This window comes from Ramlibacter sp. bp-362 (genome assembly GCF_054956735.1).
Genome location: NZ_JBUDXE010000009.1, coordinates 12482 through 33867 on the forward strand (window position 1 = coordinate 12482; position 21386 = coordinate 33867).

The following is a 21386-nucleotide window of genomic DNA, read 5'->3' on the forward strand; positions in this document are numbered from 1 at the left end:
CGATGCGAAAGACCACCCTCATCCCCCTGGCGATCGCCGCCGCGGTGCTGCTGCTCGCCTTCCTGCTCAATCCCTCGCCCGAACGCCACCGCGACAAGATCCGCGACGCCACGGGGCAGCGCAGCCCGATCGCGCGGGCGCTGGGCGTGGGCGCGCTCAAGGCGTTCGCGTCCAATTACCACTCGCTGGGGCTGGCCTCGTACACCACGGCCGGCGAGCGCACGCTGTCGTTCGGCGCGCTGGGCATGGTGTTCGTGCTGGACTGAGCTCCGGGCCTCAGCCGGTGCGGATCACGGCGATGTGCTCGGTGCCGCTTTCCGGCAGCCACACCTCGCCCTTGCGGCCCAGGATCTGCCGCACGTTGCCGCTCTCGCGCGGGAGCGCGTGCTTCTCGAACTTCTCGCTGCGCGGGTCGAACGACCACACGGCATTGCCTCCGAAGTCGCTGGCCCACACCTGGTCGCGCTCGTCCACGTAGACGGCGTAGATCATCGGCCGCTCGCCCGGAACCTTCCACGCCCGCCAGGTGTTGGCGGCGGGGTCGTGCACCGAGAGCTGGCCGCTGTTCCACTCGCTCACCCAGATGCGCCCGCGGCTGTCGCTCCACACGCGGCGCGCGCCCTGGCCGCGCGTAGGCGGCTCAACGATGCGCGAGTCGCCGCTGCGGCGGTCGACCTGCGCGATGAAGGAGCCGGCCAGCGAACACCACCACACGTCGCCGGAGGGCGTGGTGCAGATGCCGTAGGGGCCGCGGCCGCGCGGCGCTTCCTTCACGCTCACCTGGCCGCTGCGCACGGCGACGCGGCCGACGTAGCCGGCCTGGCCGGTGAACCACAGGTCGCCGTCGCCGTCGAAGGTGGCCGTGTTCAGGTTGGCCCAGGGCGTGCCGGTGGGCAGCGGAAATTTCGTGATCTTCCGGTCGGGCCAGCCCACGCGCACGATGGCGTTCTGGCCGCCGTCGGTGAGCCAGGCCGCGCGGTCGGGCCCCTGGATCACGCCGTGCGGGGACGAGCCGGAGCCGAGCGGGACGAGTTCGGTGCGGCCGGTGGCGGGCTCGAACCAGCCGAGGTGGCCGCTGGCCTGGGCGCTGAACCAGACGCCGCCGTCGGGCGCCGGGGCGACGTCGTGGATGCCGGTGCGGCGCGAGGTGGCGAGCTTCCACGACTGCATCGTGGCCGCGCGCGCCGAAGGCAGGGCCAGGCCGGCGGCGGCGAGGGCGGCCAGCACGGGGCGCCGGGTGAGCATGGGCGAGGGCAGCATGACGTCCTCCTGCACGAGCCTCGCGCCATTGTGCGCGGTCCGGCGGCGGGAAACGATATTGACAGCATGCGTTCAAAATGACAGTATGCTGTCATGACCAGCCGAACCAGGCCGACCCTGGATGCCGAGGGCTTCGCCCTGCTCGTGGCGGATGTCTATGAACTCGCCGGCGAGCTCGGTCGCAGCGGAGACGCCATCGCGGCGGCCGTCGGCCAGACCGGGGCGCGCTGGAAGGTGCTCTCCGCGGCTTCGGCCGGGGGACAGACGGTGGCGCAACTCGCGCGCCGCCTGGGATTGGCGCGCCAGAGCGTGCAGCGGGTCGCGGACGCGCTGGAGCAGGAAGGCCTGCTGCGCTACGAGCCCAATCCCGATCACCAGCGCGCGCCGCGGGCGGGGCTCACCCCCCAGGGCAGCAGCACCCTAGCGCGCCTCTCCGCGGCCGCCGCGGAATGGGAGGCGCCGCTGGCGGCGCAGCTGGTGCGCGCCGACGTGGAGCAGGCGAGGGCATTCATTCGGGCGCTGGTGCAGCTGGTCCGGCAGCACCCGCCCGCAGCCACCAGGAGGCGCAAATGACGAACGCAGGCAGGATCGACTTCTACACCAAGGTGCACAAGGGACTGCGCGCCCGGCTTTTCCGGCTCTCGCAGCACGCAGCCACGGCGGACTGCCAGCAGCAGGAGGCGGTGCGCGAACTCTCCAGGGAGCTGGCGGCCGTGCTGGCGCAACTGTCCGCGCACGCCGTGCACGAGGAGCGGTTCATCCACCCGCTGCTCGCCCGCAAGGCGAGCCGCACCGCGCTCGACGGCGAGCACGAGGCGCTGGAACGGGCGCAGGAGGAGCTGTTGCAGATGCTGCGCGATGTGGACGCGGCGCCCGCGGCGCAGCGCCGCGCCGGCGGACTCGCCTTCTACCGGGCGCTGAACGCCTTCATCGCCCGGTACCTGCAGCACCTCGATGCCGAGGAGCGGACGATGCCCGTGCTGTGGGAGTGCTGCACGGACGCGGAGCTGGCCGGCGTCATGGCCAGCTTCGGCGCGAGCCGCACCGTGGCGGAGACGCTGGCCGACATGGGCTGGATGATGCCGGCGCTCAGCGCCCCCGAACAAGGCGAGATGATCGCCGGCCTGAGCGCGGCGCTCGCGCCGCGCCGCTGACGCGGCGCGAGGGAGGCCCGGGCAGGCCCCTCAGACCACGCCCTGGGCCAGCATGGCCTCGGCGACCTTGACGAAGCCGGCCACGTTGGCGCCGGCGACGTAGCTCACCGAACCGTCCTCGCGCTGGCCGTGCTGGACGCACGCCGCGTGGATGCCCTTCATGATGACCAGCAGGCGCGCGTCGACTTCCTCGCGCGGCCACGACAGGCGCATGGCGTTCTGGCTCATCTCCAGGCCGGAGGTGGCCACGCCGCCGGCGTTGCTGGCCTTGCCCGGCGCGTAGAGCACCTTGGCCTGCTCGAACACTTCCACGGCGCCCAGCGTCGAGGGCATGTTGGCTCCCTCGGCCACGCAGATCACTCCGTTCTTCACCAGCGTGCGGGCGTCTTCCTCGTCCAGCTCGTTCTGCGTCGCGCAGGGCAGGGCGACGTCGACCTTCACGCCCCAGGGCTTCATGCCGGCGTGGAAGCGGCTCTTGGTGCGCTCGGCGTACTCGCTCACGCGTCCGTACAGGTGGTTCTTCACCTCCATCAGCTCGGCGAGCTTGGCCGGCGTGAAGCCGTCCTCGTCGATCACGGTGCCGCTGGAGTCGGACACGGTGACGACCTTGGCGCCCAGCGCCATGGCCTTCTCCACCGCGTACTGCGCCACGTTGCCGGAACCCGAGACGCTGACGCGCATGCCCTGCAGGTCGCGGCCCGAGCGGTGCAGCATCTCCTGCGCGAAGTACACCGTGCCGTAGCCGGTGGCCTCGGGGCGGATCAGCGAGCCGCCGTAGGCCATGCCCTTGCCGGTGAAGACGCAGTCGGAACGGTTGGTGATCTTCTTCATCATGCCGTTCATGAAGCCGACCTCGCGGCCGCCCACGCCGATGTCGCCGGCCGGCACGTCCGTGTCGCCGCCGATGTGGCGGTACAGCTCGGTGACGAAGGCCTGGCAGAAGCGCATCACCTCACCGGGGCTCTTGCCCTTGGGGTCGAAGTCGCTGCCGCCCTTGGCGCCGCCCATGGGCAGCGTGGTCAGCGCGTTCTTGAAGGTCTGCTCGAAGGCCAGGAACTTCAGGATCGAGGCGTTGACCGAGGGGTGGAAGCGCAGGCCGCCCTTGTACGGGCCGATCGCGGAGCTGTGCTGGATGCGGTAGCCGCGGTTGACGTTGACCTCGCCCTTGTCGTCGATCCAGCTCACGCGGAACTGGATCATGCGCTCGGGCTCGACGAGGCGGTCGAGCAGGCCGTGCTCGGTGTAGCGCGGGTTGCGCTCGATGAAGGGCCACAGGCTCTCCATCACTTCGGTCACGGCCTGGAGGTATTCGGGCTGGCCCGGGTTGCGGGCGGCAACCTGGGCGAGGAACGCACTGGTGTTCTGGTACTTCACTTGTTCGGGAGGAAAGGTGAGGGAGAGAGGACGATTCTGCCTGAATGAAGTCATGCGGGTTTTGCATGACCCGGAAAGTTGAGCGCGCGCAAAGAAAAAGCGCCGCGATGGCGGCGCTTTTGGGGGAGCCCTGGGTCCCCGCCTTCGCGGGGATGACGATCAATCCTCGCCCCACATCTCCCGCGCGGTCTCGATCACCAGGCGCAGCTTGTTGCGCTGGTCTTCCACGGCGATGTTGTTGCCGTGGACCGTGCTGGAGAAGCCGCACTGGGGCGACAGGGCCAGCTGCTCCATCGGCGCGTACTTCGCGGCTTCCTCGATGCGGCGCTTCAGGGCGTCCTTGCTTTCCAGCTGGCCGAACTTGGTGGTCACCAGGCCCAGCACCACGGTCTTGCCCTTGGGCAGGTAGCGCAGCGGGCGGAAGTCGCCGGAACGCTCGTCGTCGTACTCCATGAAGTACGCGTCGATGTCCATTTCCTTCAGCAGGGCCTCCGCCACCGGCTCGTAGTTGCCGGCCGCCGCGTGCGTGCTCTTGAAGTTGCCGCGGCACAGGTGCATGGCGAGCAGCATGCCTTCGGGCTTCTGCGCCACGACCTTGTTGATGAACTTCGCGTAGCGGTGCGGCAGCTCGTTGGGGTCGTCGCCGCGCTGGCGGGCGGCCTCGCGCATCTTCTCGTCGCACAGGTAGGCGAGGTTGGTGTCGTCCATCTGCACGTAGCGGCAGCCCGCCGCGTACAGGGAGCGCAGCTCGTCGCCGTAGGCCTTGGCCACGTCGTCGTAGAACACCGGGTCCAGCTCGGGGTAGGCCTCTTTGCTGATGCCGGCGCGGCCGCCGCGGAAGTGCAGCATGGTCGGCGACGGAATGGTCACCTTGGGCGTGCGGCCGGCGGACACCTGGGACTTGAGGTATTCGAAGTCGGGCTTCTGGATGTCCTTGGCGTGGCGCACCTTGTCGATCACGCGGATCACCGGCGGGGCCAGTTCCTCGGTGCCGTCGGGCTTCTCGACCGTGACCGGGATGTCGGTCTTGACGCCGCCCAGCTGCTCCAGGAAGTCGATGTGGAAATAGGTGCGGCGGAACTCGCCGTCGGTGATGCTCTTGAGGCCCACGTCCTCCTGGAACTTCACGATCTCGGCGATCGCCTGGTCTTCGACCTTGCGCAGCTGCTCGGGCGTGATGTCGCCGCGCGCCTTCTGGGCGCGGGCCTCCAGCAGGTACTTCGGGCGCAGGAAGCTGCCGACGTGGTCGTAGCGGGCGGGGAGTTTCATCATGGTCGTGTCTCTCTCGGGGAAGAGCGGATATTAAACGGTCGGCGCCCGTAGGCTGGTGGTGAGCGCAGCGAACCCCAGCTCCTAGAGATCCAGCACCAGCAGGGCGCTCTTCGCCCGCGAGCAGCAGGGCGTGAACTGGTCGTTCTTCGCCTTCTCCTCGTCGGTGAAGTACAGGTCGCGGTGGTCGCACTCGCCCTGCAGCACGCGCGTGATGCAGGTGCCGCACACCCCCTGTTCGCAGGAGGTGAGGATCTCGATGCCGTGAGCCTGCAGCGCCTGCACCACCGTCTGGTCCGCCGGCACCTCGTAGGTCGCGCCGGTGCTGGCGATCTTCACCTGGAAGGCGCCATCGCGGGCTTTGTCCTGCGTCTCGGCGCCGAAGTACTCGACGTGCAGCTGCTCCTTGCTCCAGCCCAGGCCCTCGGCCGTCTTGAGCACGAAGGAGATGAAACCCGTGGGCCCGCAGACGTACACGTGCGTCCCCGGCTGCGGCGCCCCGAGCGCCCGCTCCAGGTGCAGCTTCTGCGAGGGCGGGCCGTCGTCGAAGTGGAAGCGCGCGCGGGCGGCCCAGGCGGAGGCGGCGATCTCCTCGCGGAAGGCGGTGCGCTCCTGCGAGCGGGTGCAGTAGTGCAGCGCGAACTCGGCGCCGATCGCGGCCAGCCGCTGCGCCATGCACAGCAGCGGCGTCACGCCGATGCCGCCCGCGAACAGCAGCGTCCGCTGCGCCTGGACCAGCGGGAAGTGGTTGCGCGGCTCGCTGACCTGCAGCGTGTCGCCTTCCCGCACGGCGTCGTGCATGCCGGCCGAGCCGCCGCGCGAGGCCGCGTTGCGCAGCACGGCGATGCGGTAGCGGTGCTGCTCCGCCGCGTCGTTGCACAGCGAATACTGCCGCACCGGCCCGCCGGGCACCTGCACGTCGATGTGCGAGCCGGCGCTGAACGCGGGCAGGGGGGCGCCGTCCGGGCGGGCCAGCTCGAAGCTGGCGATGTCCTGCGCTTCCTGCCTGCGGCGGACGACCTTCAGGGTGAGCTGCGTCATCGGGTCAGGCCGCCAGCTTCTGCGGCTGTTCGGCCGCGATCATGCGATCGATGATGCGCCGCGACTGCACGCCGCCGGCGTCGATGTTGAGCATCAGCAGCCGGCGATCCGGGTACTTGGCCAGGTTCTGCTGCTGCGCCTCCAGCACCATCTTGTCCTCGGCGAACACGCGGCCCTGGTTCTCGCGGATCTGCGCCGTGAGGTTGGTGTCCTTCACGTTGAAGTTGCGCGCCATGCCCCAGAAGTACCACATGCTGGTCTCGGTTTCCGGCGTCAGGAAGTCCACCACGATGCTGGACACCTTGTGCTTGGGGTCCGCCTCGTAGCCGCCGTGGCCCGCGTGGGCCACGCCGACCTCGATCATCACGTGGCTCGGCGGGTAGAAGTGGCAGACCTGCCAGCGGTCCACCGGCACGTCGTCGGCCAGCTGGTTGCCGCGCAGGTTGGCGCGCCAGAAGGGCGGTGCCATCACGTTGTCCATGAAGCGGCTGGTGATCACGTGGTCGCCGTCGGTCTTCGTCGTCACCGGCGCCTCGTCGATCTCCTTCTGGCCGATGCTGGTGGTGTGCACGTAGGTCTCGTGCGTCAGGTCCATCAGGTTGTCGACCATGAGCCGGTAGTCGCACGCGATGTGGTACAGGCCGCCGCCGTAGGCCCAGTCGGGGCTCTCCGCCCAGGCCAGGTGGTGGATCTTGGCGGGGTCGGCCAGGGCGGCGTCGCCGGGCCACACCCAGATGAAGCCGTATTTCTCGACGACGGGGTAGGCGCGGATCCTGGGGAAGCCCTGCACGCGCTGGCCGGGCATGGAGACGGTCTTGCCCTCGCAGCCCATCACCAGGCCGTGGTAGCCGCAGACCAGGTTGCCCTCGCAGACGGTGCCGAGCGACAGCTGGGCGCCGCGGTGCGGGCAGAAGTCCTCCAGCGCGGCGACCCGGCTGTCGACGCCCCGGTAGAACACGATCTTCTCGTTGCAGATGGTGCGGCCGAGCGGCTTGTCATCGATCTCGTCGGGCATGCAGGCGACGTACCAGGCGTTCTTGGGAAACATGGCAGGGCAGGCGGAAGTGGGGAAGGGATGGGGAATTATGGCCCAAGGAATACCGCCTGTATACATCGAGGGCCGGGTGGTAGCGCTCGTTTTCCTCTGCAGCTCTGGCATTGACGCCAAGACTCGCCGCCGGTAATCTCGCTTCATGTATACAGAAAGTCCTGCATGAGCGCCCGGCTGCCCCTGCCGGCCGGCGACGACGCCAGCGCCTCCCAGGCCGTCAAGGCCCAGCTGCGCCTGCGCGAGATGATCCTGGCCGGCGAGCTGGCCGGCGGCGCCCGCATCGCGGAGCTCACGCTGGTGGAGCGCCTGGGCGTCTCCCGCACGCCCATCCGCGCGGCCCTCATGCGGCTGGAGCAGGAGGGCCTGCTGCAGGCGCTTCCCAACGGCGGCTACGCGGTGCGCACCTTCTCCGAGCGCGACGTCGCCGACGCCATCGAACTGCGCGGCACCATCGAAGGCCTGGTGGCCCGGCTCGCGGCGGAACGGGGCGTGGCCTCGGTCGTCCTGGCCGAGGCACGCGCCTGTCTCGCGGAGATCGATGCCGTGCTGCAGCAGCACGCGCTGGACGACGAGGCCTTCACCCGCTACGTCGCCCTGAACCAGCGCTTCCACAACCTGCTCGCCGAGATGGCCGGCAGCACGGTGCTGGCGCGCGAGCTGGAGCGGGTGGTGAACCTGCCCTTCGCCTCGCCCTCGGGCTTCGTGGTGGTGCAGGCCAACTCGCCGAAGGCGCGCGACATGCTGATCGTGGCGCAGGACCAGCACCGGCAGGTGCTCGACGCCATCGAGCGGCGCGAGGGCGCCCGCGCCGAGGGGATCATGCGCGAGCACTCCCGCCTGGCCCAGCGCAACCTGCGCGAGGCGGTGCAGAGCCCCGACCCGGCCCGCATGCCGGGCGTCCGCCTGATCCGGCAGCGCTGATGCGCGCGCCGAGCCCCTGCTCATCGCCATAACGGCCGCATCGCTATTGCATTTGTCGATAACTGCTAGAGTCCGGTCCCAGCTTGCGCGCGGACGCCGTGCGACCAGAATGCGCAGCGACGTCACGCGGGCGGCAACGTGCACGCACGCCTGCACCAACCTCAGGAGCCCGAAAGCCATGCACAAGAGAAGCTTCCTCCATGCCGCGATCGTCCTCGGCCTGTCCGGCGCCACCGGCCTCGCCTTCGCCCAGGACAACGTCTTCAAGATCGGCCTGATCCTGCCGATGACGGGCCAGCAGGCCACCACGGGCCGCCAGATCGAGGCCGCCGCCAAGCTGTGGATGGCGCAGAACGGCAACACCGTCGCGGGCAAGAAGATCGAGCTGATCGTGAAGGACGACGGCAGCGTGCCGGCCAACACCCGCCGCCTGGCGCAGGAACTGGTGGTCAACGACCACGTCAACGTCCTGGCCGGCATGGGCATCACGCCCTCCGCCCTGGCCGTCGCGCCGATCGCCACGCAATCCAAGACGCCGCTGGTGGTGATGGCCGCCGCCACGTCGAGCATCACCGAAGCCTCGCCCTACATCGTCCGCACCAGCTTCACGCTGCCGCAGGCCGCCGTGGCGCTGGCCGACTGGGCGCCCAAGAACGGCATCAAGAGCGTGGTGACGCTGGTGTCCGACTACGGCCCCGGCATCGACGCCGAGAAGTTCTTCAACGAGCGCTTCCAGTTCAACGGCGGCAAGATCGTCGAGAAGCTGCGCGTGCCGCTGATGAACCCGGACTTCGCGCCCTTCCTGCAGAAGGTGCGCGACCTCAAGCCGGACGCGCTGTTCGTGTTCGTGCCCTCGGGCGCCGGCGCGGCGCTGATGAAGCAGTTCGCCGAGCGCGGCATGGACAAGGCGGGCATCAAGCTGATCGGCACCGGCGACGTGACCGACGACGACCAGCTGGCCGACATGGGCGAGGTCGCGCTGGGCGTGGTCACCTCGCACCACTACTCGGCCGACCACAACTCGCCGGCCAACAAGAAGTTCGTGGCCGCCTTCGAGAAGGCCAACAACAACCTGCGGCCGAACTTCATGGCCGTGGGCGGCTACGACGGCATGCGCGTGATCTACGAAGCGCTGAAGAAGACCGGCGGCAAGGGCGGCGGCGACGCGCTCGTGGCCGCGATGAAGGGCATGGTCTTCGAAAGCCCGCGCGGCCCGGTGTACATCGACGCGCAGACCCGCGACATCGTGCAGAACATCTACCTGCGCAAGGTCGAGAAGAAGAACGGCTCGCTGTACAACGTGGAATTCGACGTCATCAAGGACGTGAAGGATCCGGGGAAGGCGCGGAAGTAATCGCAGCGCAGGGCGCCGCGGGCGCCCCTCTCACATGCTCACCATCCTCTTCGACGGCATCGCCTACGGCATGCTGCTGTTCGTGCTGGCGGTCGGACTGGCCGTCACCATGGGCTTGATGAACTTCATCAACCTGGCCCATGGCGCCTTCGCCATGGTGGGCGGGTACGTCACCGTGCTGCTGATGCAGCGCTACGACGTGCCCTTCCTGGTCTGCCTGCCGCTGGCCTTCCTTGTGCCGGCCCTGGTGGGCGCCGTGCTGGAGCGCACGCTGTACCGGCCGCTGTACCACAAGCCGCACCTGGACCAGGTGCTGTTCTCCATCGGCCTCGCGTTCATGTCGGTGGCGGCGGTGGACTTCTACGTCGGCTCCACGCAGCAGATCATGCAGCTGCCGGATTGGCTCAAGGGCCGCACCGAGATCGGTTCGCTGGGCATGGGCCACTACCGCCTGTTCATCATCGCGGTGTGCGCGGCGCTCACGGTCGTCCTGCAGTACATCCTGGCAAAGACGCGCTTCGGCAGCCGCCTGCGCGCCTCGGTAGACGACCAGCGCGTCGCCGCCGGCATGGGCATCAACGTCAACGTGGTGTTCCTCTCCACCTTCGCCTTCGGCTCGGGCCTCGCGGGCCTGGGCGGCGCGCTGGGCGCCGAGGTGCTGGGGCTGGACCCGACCTTCCCGCTCAAGTTCATGATCTATTTCCTGATCGTGGTGGCCGTCGGCGGCACCTCCTCGATCACCGGCCCGCTGCTGGCGGCGCTGCTGCTGGGCATCGCCGACGTGGCGGGCAAGTACTACATCCCCAAGATGGGCGGCTTCATCGTCTACAGCCTGATGATCGTCATCCTGCTGTGGAAGCCGCACGGCCTGTTCGTGCGGCAAGGGGGCAAGGCATGAACGCAGCCCAGGCTTCGCTGCTGCGCGACAGCCGCATGAAGATGTGGGAGCCCGTGCTGTGGCTCCTGGCCTTCGCGGCGCCGGTGCTGCTCCCCAGCTACGCGCTGATCATCAACGAGGTCGCCATCGTCGGCCTGTTCGCCGTGTCGCTGGACCTCGTGCTGGGTTACGGCGGCATCGTGTCGCTCGGCCACGTCGCCTTCTTCGGCTTCGGCGGCTACATCGCCGCGCTGTTCTGCCAGCACGTGAACCCCGACCCGCACCTGGGCCTGCTGGTGTCCATGGGCGCGGCGGCCCTGCTGGGCCTGGTGGCGAGCCTCACGGTGCTGCGCGGCACCGACCTCACGCGCCTGATGGTGACCCTGGGCGTGGCGCTGCTGCTGCTGGAGCTGGCGAACAAGCTGGACTGGCTCACCGGCGGCACCGACGGCATCCAGGGCCTGATGTTCAAGCCGGTGCTGGGCCGCTTCGAGTTCGACCTGTACGGCCGCACCGCCGCGTACTACTCGGTGTCGGTGCTGCTGCTGCTGTTCCTGGTGGCGCGGCGCATCGTGCACTCGCCCTTCGGCGCGACGCTGAAGGCGATCCGCGACAACCGCCTGCGCGCGATGGCCATCGGCATCCCGGTGCACGCGCGCCTCATCACCGTGTACACGATCGCCGCCGCGATGGCCGGCGCCGCCGGCGCGCTGCTGGTGCAGACCACCGGCTTCGCCTCCATCGACATCCTGGAGTTCCACCGCTCGGCCGACGTGCTGCTGATGCTGGTGATCGGCGGGGTGGGCTGGCTCTATGGCGGCTTCATCGGCGCGATCGTGTTCAAGCTGATGCAGGACCTGCTGTCGCAGCTGACGCCGCAGTACTGGACCTTCTGGATCGGCCTGTTCCTGGTGCTGCTGGTGCTGATCGGCCGCGACCGGCTGTTCAAGCCCTGGACCTGGTGGAGGAAGCGCGCATGAGCGACATCGTGCTGTCCTGCCAGGGCCTGGTGAAGAAGTTCGGCGGCATCACCGCCACCAACGACGTCTCGCTGGACCTGCGGCGCGGCGCCCGCCACGCGCTGATCGGGCCGAACGGCGCCGGCAAGACGACGCTCATCAACCTGCTGACGGGCGTGCTGCCGCCCACCGCCGGCCGCATCACGCTGGAAGGCCGCGACATCAGCCGGCTCGCGCCGCACCAGCGCGTGCGCCGCGGCATGGTGCGCACCTTCCAGATCAACCAGCTGTTCGCGTCCATGACGCCGCTACAGACGCTGGCGCTGGTGGTGTCGCAGCAGCGCGGCCTGGGCGCGCGCTGGTGGCGCTCCCTCGGCAAGGACGCCGCGGTGGCCGAGCGCGCGCAGCAACTGCTGGAGCAGTTCCGGCTGGCCGAGGTCGCGAACCAGAAGACGGAGCACCTGCCCTACGGCAAGCGGCGCCTGCTCGAGATCGCCATCGCGCTGGCCTGCGAGCCGCGCGTGCTGCTGCTGGACGAACCGGTGGCCGGCGTTCCTGCCGGCGAACGCGAGGAACTGCTGCAGACGGTGGCCGAACTGCCGGCCGACGTGTCCGTGCTGCTGATCGAGCACGACATGGACCTCGTCTTCAGCTTCGCCGACCGCATGACCGTGCTGGTCAACGGCGGCGTGCTGACCGAAGGCACGCCCGACGAGATCGCGGCCAACCCGGAGGTGAAGGCGGTGTACCTGGGCCACGGCGACGAGATCAACGAGCAGCTGCCCACCGCGACGGAGGCCACGCATGGCTGAACTCCTGAAGGTCGAGCACCTGAGCGCGGGCTACGGCGAGGCCGTGGTGCTGAACGACATCTCCTTCGCGCTCGGCGAAGGGCAGACGCTCGCGCTGCTCGGTCGCAACGGCACCGGCAAGACGACCCTGATCAACACGCTGGCCGGCGCGACCCGGCAGCACGGCGGCACGATCACGCTCGCGGGCGCCGCGTTGCACAAGCTGGCGCCGCACCAGCGCGCCGGCGCGGGCATCGGGTGGGTGCCGCAGGAGCGCAACATCTTCAAGTCGCTCACGGTGCACGAGAACCTCACGGCCGTGGCGCGGCCGGGCCGCTGGACGCCGCAGCGCGTCTACGAGCTGTTCCCGCGCCTGGCGGAGCGCAAGGGCAACCTGGGCACGCAGCTGTCCGGCGGCGAACAGCAGATGCTCGCCATGGGCCGCGCGCTGGTCGTCAACCCCAGGCTGCTGCTGCTGGACGAGCCGCTGGAAGGCCTCGCGCCCATCATCGTGCAGGAGCTGCTGCGCGCCATCGCGCGCATCACGCGCGAGGAGGGCCTCTCGGCCATCATCGTGGAGCAGCATCCGCAGGCCATCCTGGCGATCGCCGACCAGGCGATCGTGCTGGACCACGGCACCATCGTGCACGCGGACACGGCCGCCGCCCTGCGCGCGGCGCCGCAGCTGCTGGACCGCCTGCTGGGTGTGGCACGATAGCCGGATGAACCAACACCGCCGTTTGGCGCTGGCCGGCGCGGCCGCCGCCCTCTTCACGCCCTGGCTCGCCGCCCAGGGCACCTGGCCCACCAAGACCATCCGCATCGTCGTCCCCTTCGGCCCCGGCGGCGTCGCCGACCTGACGGCGCGCGCGGTCGGGCAGGAGCTCGGCGAGCGCCTCGGGCAGAGCGTGATCATCGACAACCGGCCGGGCGCCGGCGGCGTCACGGCCGGTTCGCTCGTCGCGCAGGCCGAGCCTGACGGCTACACGCTGCTCCTCATGAGCAACGGCACGGCCGTGAGCGAAGGCATGTTCTCTAAGCTGCCTTTCGACGCGCGCAAGGACTTCGCGCCGATCTCGCTGCTGGGCACCTTCGACATCGCCGTCGTGGTGGCGCAGAACTCGCGCTTCAAGACGCTCGCCGACCTGCTGGCGTACGCGAAGGCGAACCCCGGCAAGCTGAACGTCGCCACGGTGGCCGTCGGCAGCACGCAGAACCTGGCGGCGGAACTGTTCAAGACCACCGCCGGCATCGACGTGCAGGTGATCCCCTTCAACGGCACGCCGGCGGTGATCACCGCGCTGCGTTCCGGCGAGGTCGATGCCGGCGTGGAGATCCTGGCGCCGGTGAAGACCCAGATCACCGCGAAGGCGCTGCGCGCGCTGGCGACTTTCGGCGAGAAGCGGCCGACGGGGCTGCCCGACGTTCCGACCGCGTCCGAGAGCGGCGGTGCTCTGAAGGGCCTGCACATCGCTTCGTGGAACGCGCTGGCGGCGCCGGCGAAGACGCCGCGCCCGGTGATCGACCGCCTCAACCGCGAACTGAAGGTCGTGCTGGAAAGCCCCGCGCTGAAGAAGCGCCTGGCCGACCTCGCGGTGGATGCGCGCTGGAGCACGCCCGAGCAGCTCGGCTCGCTGCTCGCGAGCGAGATCCAGCGCTGGAGCGACGTGATCACGCGGGCGAAGATCCCGCGCCAGTAGCCGCCCCGTGCCTTCGGTTCTGGCGATCACCGGCCCGATCTACCTCGCGGCCGGCATCGGATTCCTGTGCACGCGCGCCGGGCTGTTCGCCCGCGCCGACATGCGCGTGTTCGGCAAGTTCGTGGTGAACATCGCGCTGCCGGCGCTGCTGTTCAACGCGCTGTCGCAGCGCAGCGTGGCGGAGGTGCTCAACCCGGTGTTCGTGGCCGCCTATGCCGGCGGCTCGCTGGCCGCCAACCTGCTGGGCGTGCTGTGGGCGCGCCGCGTGGCGGGCAAGCCGCTGTCGCAGGCGGCGATCGTGGGCATGGGCATGTCCTGCCCCAACAGCGGCTTCATCGGTTTCCCGCTGGTCACGCAGCTGTTCGGCCCGGTGAACGCCGGCGTCGCGCTGGCGCTCGCGATGGTGGTCGAGAACTTCCTGCTGCTGCCCTTCTCGCTGGCGCTGGCGGGCAGCGACCCGGGCGAGGCGGTGGCGGGGCAGGGGCGCGGCGAGCGGCTGCGCGTGGCGCTGGCGCAGTCGCTGCGCAGCGTGGCGCGCAACCCGATGATCTGGGGCATCGCCATCGGCTTCCTGTTCTCGCTGGCGGGCTGGCACCTGCCGGCGCCGGTCGCGCGCACGGTGGACCTGTTCGCGCTGGCCTGCGGCTCGGTGGCGCTGTTCGTGATCGGCGGCTCGCTGGTGGGCATCCCGGCCCGCGGGCTGGCCCGCGACGTCGCGGCGATCGCCGCCGGCAAGCTGCTGCTGCATCCGCTGTGCGTGCTGGTGGCGGTGCTGCTGCTGCCGCCGATGGCGCGCGAGCTGCAGGTGGCGGTGGTGGTGATGAGCGCGGTGCCGATGCTGGGGATCTACCCGATCCTGGCGCAGGAGCACGGGCACGACACGATGGCCGCGGCGGCGCAGCTGGGGACGACGGTGGCGGGGTTCTTCACGTTGACGGCGGTGGTGTGGTTCGTGCAGCACGCGATCGCGTAGGCTGGTGGTGAGCGCAGCGAACCCCAGCCGAACATCAGAACACCCGCGCGACCACCCCCGGCGCCTTCGCCCGGATGAGATCCAGCGTCGCCTTCTGCACCGGCGTCGCCGGCCGCTGCAGGCTGGTCGCCAGCGACAGCCGGATGCGCAGCGGCGGCGTGCCGATCTGCTGCGCGGTGTAGGCCGAGGGGCGGGGGCTGTTCAGCAAGGCGTTGCGCGAGAGGATGGCGCAGCCGGCGCCATCGAGCACCAGGTCCAGGATCGCCGAGACGCCGTCGATTTCCAGCGCCACGTTGGGCCGGCAGCCGATGTCCGCCATCTCGGCTTCCACGTGCATGCGGATCGCGTTCGGCCGGGTCGGGATCACCAGCGGCATCCGCGCCACTTCCTCCAGCAACACCGGCCCCGGCGGCGGATCCTCGTGCAGGCCCGGCGGGCGGGCGCGCACCAGCAGCAGGTCCTCTTCCATCAGGGGCGTGAGGTCCAGTTCGCGCGCCGGCTGGGCGTTGTAGAGGACGACGATGTCCAGCCGGCCGCTGACCAGCCCTTCCTGCAGGCTGCCCGAGAGTCCTTCGCTGATCGACAGCCGCGCCTCCGGCAAGGCCTCGCGGAACGCGCGGGTGAGGGGCACGGTCAGCACGCGGGCGACGCTGTTCGGCAGGCCCACGGCCACGCGCCCCGCCAGGCCGCCGCGCAGGCGCCCCAGGTCGTCGCGGGCGCGCTCCACCTGGTGCAGGATGCCCCGGCTGTGCTCCAGCAGCAGCTTGCCGGCCTCGGTGGGCACGGCGCCGCGGCCATTGCGCACCAGCAGGGTCTGGCGCAGCTCCACCTCGAGCAGGCGCACCTGGCGGCTGAGCGCCGGCTGCGCCACGTCGAGTTCGATCGCGGCCCGCGTGAAGCTGCCCAGTTCGGCGACGCGGACGAAGTATTCGAGCTGCTTGAGGTCCATGAAGCGGAATAGCTGGTCCGGAATTATGCCGAACCGCTATACCTGCTAGTCACGGGCTTCCCTGTACCCCGCCGGCGCGGGCGCCCACAATGCGCGCCATGAACGCCACCCTGCAGGGAATCTCCTCGATGGCCACGCGCCAGGTGCTGGGCGAACTCGCCCAAGCCTTCGGCGAGCGCTCCGGGCGCCAGGTGGCCGTCGAATCCATCGGCGGCGTCGACGCCGCCAAGCGCGTCGCGGCCGGCGAGCCCTTCGACTTCGTCGTCCTGGCGAAGGACGCGATCGAGAAGCTCGTGGCCGGCGGCAGCGTCGTCGCGGGCAGCCGCGTGGACCTGGTCGACTCGCCCGTGGCGATCGCCGTGCGCGCCGGCGCCCCGCGCCCGGACGTGGGCAGCGAGGCGGCGCTGAAGAAGGCCGTGCTCGCCGCTTCGACCGTGGGCTATTCCACCGGCCCGAGCGGCGTCGCGCTGGTCAAGCTGTTCGAACGCTGGGGCATCGCGCAGGAGCTGCAGGGGCGGCTCGTGCAGGCGCCGCCCGGCATCCCCGTCGGCGCGCTGGTCGCGCGCGGCGAGGTCGCCCTGGGCTTCCAGCAACTGAGCGAACTGATCCACCTGGAAGGCATCACCGTGCTGGGCCCCATGCCGGCCGCCGTCCAGATCACCACCACCTTCTCCGGCGCGCTGTGCCAGGCCTCGCGGCAGGCCGAGGCCGTGCGCGAGCTGCTGGCCTTCATGGCCTCGCCGGAGGCCGACGCGGCCAAGCGCCGCAACGGCATGGAACCCGCCGCCTGAACCGAGGAAACCAGAACCCATGAGCCTGATCATCGATTGCCACGGCCACTACACCACGGCCCCCAAGCAGCTGGAGGAGTGGCGCAATAAGCAGATCGCCGGCATCCAGGATGCGTCGCTGATGCCGAAGGTCGAGGACCTGAAGATCCCCGACGACGACATCCGCGAGTCGATCGCCAACAACCAGCTGCGCCTGATGAAGGAGCGCGGCAACGACATGACGCTGTTCTCGCCGCGCGCGAGCTTCATGGCGCACCACATCGGCGACTTCAATGTCTCGAGCACCTGGGCGGCGATCTGCAACGAGCTGTGCTTCCGCGTCTCGCAGCTGTTCCCCGAGCACTTCGTGCCGGTGGCGATGCTGCCGCAGTCGCCCGGCGTGGACCCGCGCACCTGCCTGCCGGAGCTGGTGAAGTGCGTGGAGCAGTACGGCTGCGTGGGCATCAACCTGAACCCCGACCCCTCGGGCGGCCACTGGAAGGAGCCGCCGCTGACGGACAAGTGGTGGTACCCCATCTACGAGAAGATGGTGGAGTACGACATCCCGGCGATGATCCACGTGTCCACCAGCTGCAACCCGGCCTTCCACACGACCGGCGCGCACTACCTGAACGCGGACACAACGGCCTTCATGCAGGTGCTGCAGGGCGACCTGTTCAAGGACTTCCCGACCCTGCGCTTCCTGATCCCGCACGGCGGCGGCGCCGTGCCCTACCACTGGGGCCGCTTCCGCGGGCTGGCGCAGGAGATGAAGAAGCCGCTGCTGGACGAGCACCTGCTCGACAACGTCTTCTTCGACACCTGCGTGTACCACCAGCCGGGCATCGACCTGCTGAACACGGTGATCCCGGTGAAGAACGTGCTGTTCGCCTCCGAGATGATCGGCGCCGTGCGCGGCATCGACCCGACCACGGGCCACTACTACGACGACACGAAGAAGTACATCGACGCGTCGACCATCCTCTCGCCCGAAGACAAGCACCAGATCTTCGAAGCCAACACCCGCCGCGTCTTCCCCAGCCTCGACGCGCGACTCAAGAAAGAAGGACGCTGACCATGTACGAACTCGGAGTCGTCTACCGCAACATCCAGCGCGCCGACGCGCAGACCGCCGACGCGCTGGCGAAGTTCGGCGCTTCCACGGTGCACGAGGCCATGGGCCGCGTGGGCCTGATGAAGCCCTACATGCGCCCGATCTACCCGGGCGCCCAGGTGTCCGGCACCGCCGTCACCGTGCTGCTGCAGCCCGGCGACAACTGGATGCTGCACGTCGTGGCCGAGCAGATCCAGCCCGGCGACATCGTCGTGGCCGCCTGCACGACCGACAACACCGACGGTTTCTTCGGCGACCTGCTGGCCACCTCCTTCCAGTCGCGCGGCGCCCGCGCCCTGGTGATCGACGCCGGCTGCCGTGACGTGAAGACGCTGACCGAGATGGGCTTCCCCGTGTGGAGCCGCGCGATCAGCTCCAAGGGCACGGTCAAGGCGACGCTGGGCTCGGTGAACATCCCCGTGGTCTGCGCCGGCTCGCTGGTGCACCCGGGTGACGTGATCGTGGCCGACGACGACGGCGTCGTCTGCGTGCCCGCCGCGATGGCGAAGAAGGTGCTGGACGCCGCCGCCGCCCGCGAAGCCAACGAAGGCGAGAAGCGCGCGAAGCTGGCTTCCGGCGTGCTGGGGCTGGACATGTACAAGATGCGCGAGCCGCTCGCGAAGGCCGGCCTGCGTTACATCGACTGAACCCATGAGCGAATTCACCAAGACCCCCGGCTGGCTGGACTGGTACCAGGGTCCCAGCAAGCCGCAGTTCAAGCTGCCCCCCAACGCCGTCGATGCGCACTGCCACGTGTTCGGCCCGGGCGAGCAGTTCCCCTATGCGCCCGAGCGCAAGTACACGCCCTGCGACGCCAGCAAGGAGCAGCTGTTCGCGCTGCGCGACCACCTGGGCTTCGCGAAGAACGTGATCGTGCAGGCCACCTGCCACGGCGCCGACAACCGCGCGCTCATCGACGCGCTGCAGCACTCGGACAACCGCGCCCGCGGCGTGGCCACCGTCAAGCGCAGCATCAGTGACGCCGAGCTGCAGGCCATGAACGCCGCCGGCGTGCGCGGCGTGCGCTTCAACTTCGTCAAGCGCCTGGTGGACTTCACGCCCAAGGACGAACTGATGGAGATCGCCGCGCGCATCGCGCCGCTCGGCTGGCACGTGGTGATCTACTTCGAGGCGGTGGACCTGCCCGAGCTGTGGGACTTCTTCACCGCGCTGCCGACCACGGTGGTGGTGGACCACATGGGCCGCCCTGACGTGACCAAGCCGATCGACGGCCCCGAGTTCGAGCTGTTCCTGAAGTTCATGCGCGAGCACCCGAACGTCTGGAGCAAGGTGAGCTGCCCCGAGCGCCTGTCGGTCTCGGGCCCGCCGGCGCTCAACGGCGAGCGCAACGCCTACCGCGACGTCGTGCCCTTCGCGCGCAAGGTGGTGGAGTCCTTCCCGGACCGCGTGCTGTGGGGCACCGACTGGCCGCACCCGAACCTGAAGAACCACATGCCCGACGACGGCCTGCTGGTGGACTACATCCCGCACATCGCCACCACGCCGGAACTCCAGAGGAAGCTGCTGGTCGACAACCCCAACCGGCTCTACTGGCCGGAAGAGGCCAAAGGAGGCTGACATGTCGCTCGAGAAACCCTATGCCGGCATTCCCGGCACCACGATCTTCGATGCGGACCAGAGCCGCAAGGGCTACTGGCTCAACCAGTTCTGCATGTCGCTGATGAAGCCCGAGAACCGCGAGCGCTTCAAGAAGGACGAACGCGCCTACCTGGACGAATGGGCGATGACCGAGGAGCAGAAGCAGGCCGTGCTGGCCCGCGACCTGAACCGCTGCATCGCGCTGGGGGGCAACATCTACTTCCTCGCGAAGATCGGCGCCACCGATGGCAAGAGCTTCCAGCAGATGGCGGGCTCCATGACCGGCATGACCGAGGACGCCTACCGCGAAATGATGGTGTCCGGCGGCCGGCCCGCCACCTGGACTCCCGAGAAGGACAAGAAGTAATGGCGCGCATCACCGCATCCGTCTACACCTCGCACGTGCCGGCCATCGGCGCGGCGATGGACCTGGGCAAGACCCAGGAGCCGTACTGGCAGAAGGTCTTCTCCGGCTACGAGTTCTCCCGGCAATGGCTGAAGGAGAACAAGCCTGACGTCGTGTTCCTGGTCTTCAACGACCACGCCACGGCCTTCAGCCTGGACTTCATCCCGACCTTCGCCATCGGCACCGCGGCGGAATTCGCCGTGGCCGACGAGGGCTGGGGCCCGCGGCCGGTGCCCAAGGTCATCGGCGCGCCGGACCTCGCCTCGCACATCGCGCACTCGGTCATCCAGCAGGATTTCGACCTCACCATCGTCAACAAGATGGACGTGGACCACGGCCTGACGGTGCCGCTGTCGCTGATGTGCGGCCAGCCCAAGGAGTGGCCCTTCAAGGTCATCCCCTTCGCCGTCAATGTGGTGCAGTATCCCGTGCCGAGCGGCATGCGCTGCTTCCGCCTGGGGCAGGCGATCCGCAAGGCGGTGGAGAGCTTCGACGAGGACTTGAACGTGCAGATCTGGGGCACGGGCGGCATGAGCCACCAGCTCCAGGGCCCGCGCGCCGGCCTGATCAACAAGGAGTGGGACAACCGCTTCCTGGACCGCCTGGTCGAGGATCCCGAGGACCTGGCCCGCCTGCCGCACATCGACTACGTCAAGGAGGCGGGCAGCGAGGGCATCGAGCTGGTGATGTGGCTGATCGCGCGCGGCGCGATGGCCGACGCCGCCGGCGGCCCCGAGCCCAAGCTGAAGCACCGCTTCTATCACGTGCCGGCGTCCAACACCGCCGTCGGCCACATGATCCTGGAGAACTGAATGAGCAAGACCATCCGCATCGCCCTGGCGGGCCCGGGCGCCTTCGGCATCAAGCACCTCGACGGCCTGAAGAACATCGAGGGCGTGGAAATCACCTCGATCATCGGCCGGGAACTGGGCAAGGCGCAGGACGTGGCGCAGAAGTACGGCGCGAAGCACGTGACGACCTCGCTGGACGAGGCGCTGGCCCGACCGGACGTGGACGCCGTGATCCTGTGCACGCCGACGCAGATGCACGCGCAGCAGTCCATCGCCGCCATGAAGGCCGGCAAGCACGTGCAGGTGGAGATCCCCCTGTGCGACCGGCTGGAAGAGGGCCGCGCCGTCGTCGAGACGCAGAAGAAGACCGGGCTGGTGGCCATGTGCGGCCACACGCGCCGCTTCAACCCCAGCCACCAGTACGTGCACAAGAAGATCCAGGCCGGCGAGTTCCACATCCAGCAGATGGACGTGCAGACCTACTTCTTCCGCCGCACCAACATGAACGCGCTGGGCCAGCCGCGCAGCTGGACCGACCACCTGCTGTGGCACCACGCCGCGCACACCGTGGACCTGTTCCAGTACCAGACCGGCAGCCGCGTGGTGAAGGCCAACGCCGTCCAGGGCCCGATCCACCCGACGCTGGGCATCGCCATGGACATGAGCATCCAGCTGAAGACGGAAAGCGGCGCGATCTGCACGCTCTCGCTGTCCTTCAACAACGACGGCCCGCTGGGCACCTTCTTCCGCTACATCGGCGACACCGCGACCTACATCGCGCGCTACGACGACCTGTTCAACGGCAAGGAGGAGAAGATTGACGTGTCGAAGGTCGACGTCTCCATGAACGGCATCGAGCTGCAGGACCGCGAGTTCATCGCCGCCATCCGCGAGGGGCGCGAGCCGAACTCCAGTGTGGCGAAAGTGCTGCCCTGCTACGAGGTGCTGGACCAGCTCGAGCAGCAGCTCCGGTAAGCTCGGCGCATTCCGAACTCCGAGACCATCACCAGGGCGTGGCGCAGGGCGCGCGCCC

The 21386-nt window shown here is 69.3% G+C and carries 24 protein-coding genes; 18 read left to right on the plus strand and 6 right to left on the minus strand.

Annotated features, from left to right (window positions below):
• The first annotated feature begins 2 nt into the window (after window positions 1–2).
• Window positions 3–266, plus strand: a complete 264-nt coding sequence (locus ACY0MJ_RS14130; RefSeq protein ID WP_462639115.1) for a hypothetical protein — start codon at window positions 3–5, stop codon at window positions 264–266.
• 10 nt (window positions 267–276) lie between these two features.
• Here the strand turns inward: ACY0MJ_RS14130 and ACY0MJ_RS14135 are convergent, their stop codons facing one another.
• Window positions 277–1260: a Vgb family protein gene (locus tag ACY0MJ_RS14135; protein WP_462639116.1), complete on the minus strand. Its 984-nt coding sequence runs from the start codon at window positions 1258–1260 to the stop codon at window positions 277–279.
• 93 nt (window positions 1261–1353) lie between these two features.
• On the opposite strand from ACY0MJ_RS14135, the gene ACY0MJ_RS14140 reads away from it, so the two are divergent.
• Complete coding sequence (locus ACY0MJ_RS14140; protein ID WP_462639117.1) at window positions 1354–1833, plus strand: MarR family winged helix-turn-helix transcriptional regulator; 480 nt, start codon at window positions 1354–1356, stop codon at window positions 1831–1833.
• The gene (locus ACY0MJ_RS14145; protein WP_462639118.1) at window positions 1830–2414 is read left to right on the plus strand and encodes a hemerythrin domain-containing protein; all 585 of its coding nucleotides are present in this window, start codon (window positions 1830–1832) and stop codon (window positions 2412–2414) included. The genes ACY0MJ_RS14140 and ACY0MJ_RS14145 overlap by 4 nt, the downstream gene beginning before the upstream one ends.
• A 30-nt stretch (window positions 2415–2444) precedes the next feature.
• On the opposite strand, the gene gdhA is transcribed toward ACY0MJ_RS14145, so the two are convergent.
• The 4 genes from gdhA to ACY0MJ_RS14165 form a co-directional block, all read right to left on the minus strand.
• Window positions 2445–3788, minus strand: coding sequence for an NADP-specific glutamate dehydrogenase (gdhA, locus tag ACY0MJ_RS14150; protein ID WP_462639119.1), 1344 nt, complete (start codon window positions 3786–3788; stop codon window positions 2445–2447).
• Window positions 3789–3947: 159 nt separating this feature from the next.
• Window positions 3948–5060, minus strand: coding sequence for a 5-methyltetrahydropteroyltriglutamate--homocysteine S-methyltransferase (locus ACY0MJ_RS14155; RefSeq protein ID WP_462639120.1), 1113 nt, complete (start codon window positions 5058–5060; stop codon window positions 3948–3950).
• A gap of 81 nt (window positions 5061–5141) precedes the next feature.
• A complete protein-coding gene (locus ACY0MJ_RS14160) occupies window positions 5142–6098 on the minus strand; it encodes a PDR/VanB family oxidoreductase (RefSeq protein ID WP_462639121.1) in 957 nt (318 codons plus the stop codon).
• 4 nt (window positions 6099–6102) lie between these two features.
• Entirely contained in the window at window positions 6103–7146 is a 1044-nt protein-coding gene (locus ACY0MJ_RS14165) for an aromatic ring-hydroxylating dioxygenase subunit alpha (protein ID WP_462639122.1), read from the minus strand.
• Window positions 7147–7311: 165 nt separating this feature from the next.
• Between ACY0MJ_RS14165 and ACY0MJ_RS14170 the strand changes: the two genes are divergently transcribed.
• From ACY0MJ_RS14170 to ACY0MJ_RS14205, 8 genes are all read left to right on the plus strand, one after another.
• The gene (locus ACY0MJ_RS14170) at window positions 7312–8070 is read left to right on the plus strand and encodes a GntR family transcriptional regulator (RefSeq protein ID WP_462639123.1); all 759 of its coding nucleotides are present in this window, start codon (window positions 7312–7314) and stop codon (window positions 8068–8070) included.
• A 178-nt stretch (window positions 8071–8248) separates the two neighbouring features.
• Window positions 8249–9424: an ABC transporter substrate-binding protein gene (locus ACY0MJ_RS14175; protein WP_462639124.1), complete on the plus strand. Its 1176-nt coding sequence runs from the start codon at window positions 8249–8251 to the stop codon at window positions 9422–9424.
• A 34-nt stretch (window positions 9425–9458) separates the two neighbouring features.
• Complete coding sequence (locus ACY0MJ_RS14180) at window positions 9459–10322, plus strand: branched-chain amino acid ABC transporter permease (protein WP_462639125.1); 864 nt, start codon at window positions 9459–9461, stop codon at window positions 10320–10322.
• Window positions 10319–11281, plus strand: a complete 963-nt coding sequence (locus ACY0MJ_RS14185; RefSeq protein WP_462639126.1) for a branched-chain amino acid ABC transporter permease — start codon at window positions 10319–10321, stop codon at window positions 11279–11281. Before ACY0MJ_RS14180 ends, ACY0MJ_RS14185 begins: the two co-directional genes overlap by 4 nt.
• Window positions 11278–12072, plus strand: a complete 795-nt coding sequence (locus tag ACY0MJ_RS14190; protein WP_462639127.1) for an ABC transporter ATP-binding protein — start codon at window positions 11278–11280, stop codon at window positions 12070–12072. The genes ACY0MJ_RS14185 and ACY0MJ_RS14190 overlap by 4 nt, the downstream gene beginning before the upstream one ends.
• On the plus strand, window positions 12065–12769 hold the full coding sequence (locus ACY0MJ_RS14195; RefSeq protein ID WP_462639128.1) for an ABC transporter ATP-binding protein: 705 nt from the start codon (window positions 12065–12067) through the stop codon (window positions 12767–12769). Before ACY0MJ_RS14190 ends, ACY0MJ_RS14195 begins: the two co-directional genes overlap by 8 nt.
• Window positions 12770–12773: 4 nt before the next feature.
• Window positions 12774–13751 carry a Bug family tripartite tricarboxylate transporter substrate binding protein gene (locus ACY0MJ_RS14200; protein ID WP_462639129.1) on the plus strand — a complete coding sequence of 326 codons (978 nt, stop codon included), beginning with the start codon at window positions 12774–12776 and terminating at the stop codon, window positions 13749–13751.
• A 7-nt stretch (window positions 13752–13758) separates the two neighbouring features.
• Window positions 13759–14724, plus strand: coding sequence for an AEC family transporter (locus ACY0MJ_RS14205; protein ID WP_462639130.1), 966 nt, complete (start codon window positions 13759–13761; stop codon window positions 14722–14724).
• A 34-nt stretch (window positions 14725–14758) separates the two neighbouring features.
• Here ACY0MJ_RS14205 and ACY0MJ_RS14210 read toward each other — a convergent pair whose 3' ends face one another.
• Window positions 14759–15673: a LysR substrate-binding domain-containing protein gene (locus ACY0MJ_RS14210; RefSeq protein ID WP_462639131.1), complete on the minus strand. Its 915-nt coding sequence runs from the start codon at window positions 15671–15673 to the stop codon at window positions 14759–14761.
• Between the two features lie 98 nt (window positions 15674–15771).
• Here ACY0MJ_RS14210 and ACY0MJ_RS14215 point away from each other — a divergent pair, with 98 nt between their 5' ends.
• Genes ACY0MJ_RS14215 through ACY0MJ_RS14245 form a run of 7 tightly spaced genes read left to right on the plus strand, consistent with a single transcriptional unit; the run spans window position 15772 to window position 21328 of the window.
• Window positions 15772–16464: a substrate-binding domain-containing protein gene (locus tag ACY0MJ_RS14215; RefSeq protein ID WP_462639132.1), complete on the plus strand. Its 693-nt coding sequence runs from the start codon at window positions 15772–15774 to the stop codon at window positions 16462–16464.
• Between the two features lie 19 nt (window positions 16465–16483).
• Window positions 16484–17518 (plus strand): amidohydrolase family protein, encoded by a 1035-nt coding sequence (locus ACY0MJ_RS14220; RefSeq protein WP_462639133.1) that lies wholly within the window; start codon window positions 16484–16486, stop codon window positions 17516–17518.
• Window positions 17519–17520: 2 nt separating this feature from the next.
• A complete protein-coding gene (gene ligK, locus ACY0MJ_RS14225) occupies window positions 17521–18204 on the plus strand; it encodes a 4-carboxy-4-hydroxy-2-oxoadipate aldolase/oxaloacetate decarboxylase (RefSeq protein ID WP_462639134.1) in 684 nt (227 codons plus the stop codon).
• Window positions 18205–18208: 4 nt separating this feature from the next.
• Window positions 18209–19135: an amidohydrolase family protein gene (locus ACY0MJ_RS14230; protein ID WP_462639135.1), complete on the plus strand. Its 927-nt coding sequence runs from the start codon at window positions 18209–18211 to the stop codon at window positions 19133–19135.
• 1 nt (window position 19136) lies between these two features.
• A complete protein-coding gene (gene ligA, locus ACY0MJ_RS14235; RefSeq protein WP_462639136.1) occupies window positions 19137–19523 on the plus strand; it encodes a protocatechuate 4,5-dioxygenase subunit alpha in 387 nt (128 codons plus the stop codon).
• Window positions 19523–20374, plus strand: coding sequence for a class III extradiol dioxygenase subunit beta (locus tag ACY0MJ_RS14240; protein WP_462639137.1), 852 nt, complete (start codon window positions 19523–19525; stop codon window positions 20372–20374). The genes ligA and ACY0MJ_RS14240 overlap by 1 nt, the downstream gene beginning before the upstream one ends.
• A complete protein-coding gene (locus ACY0MJ_RS14245; RefSeq protein WP_462639138.1) occupies window positions 20375–21328 on the plus strand; it encodes a Gfo/Idh/MocA family oxidoreductase in 954 nt (317 codons plus the stop codon).
• Window positions 21329–21386 lie beyond the last annotated feature (58 nt).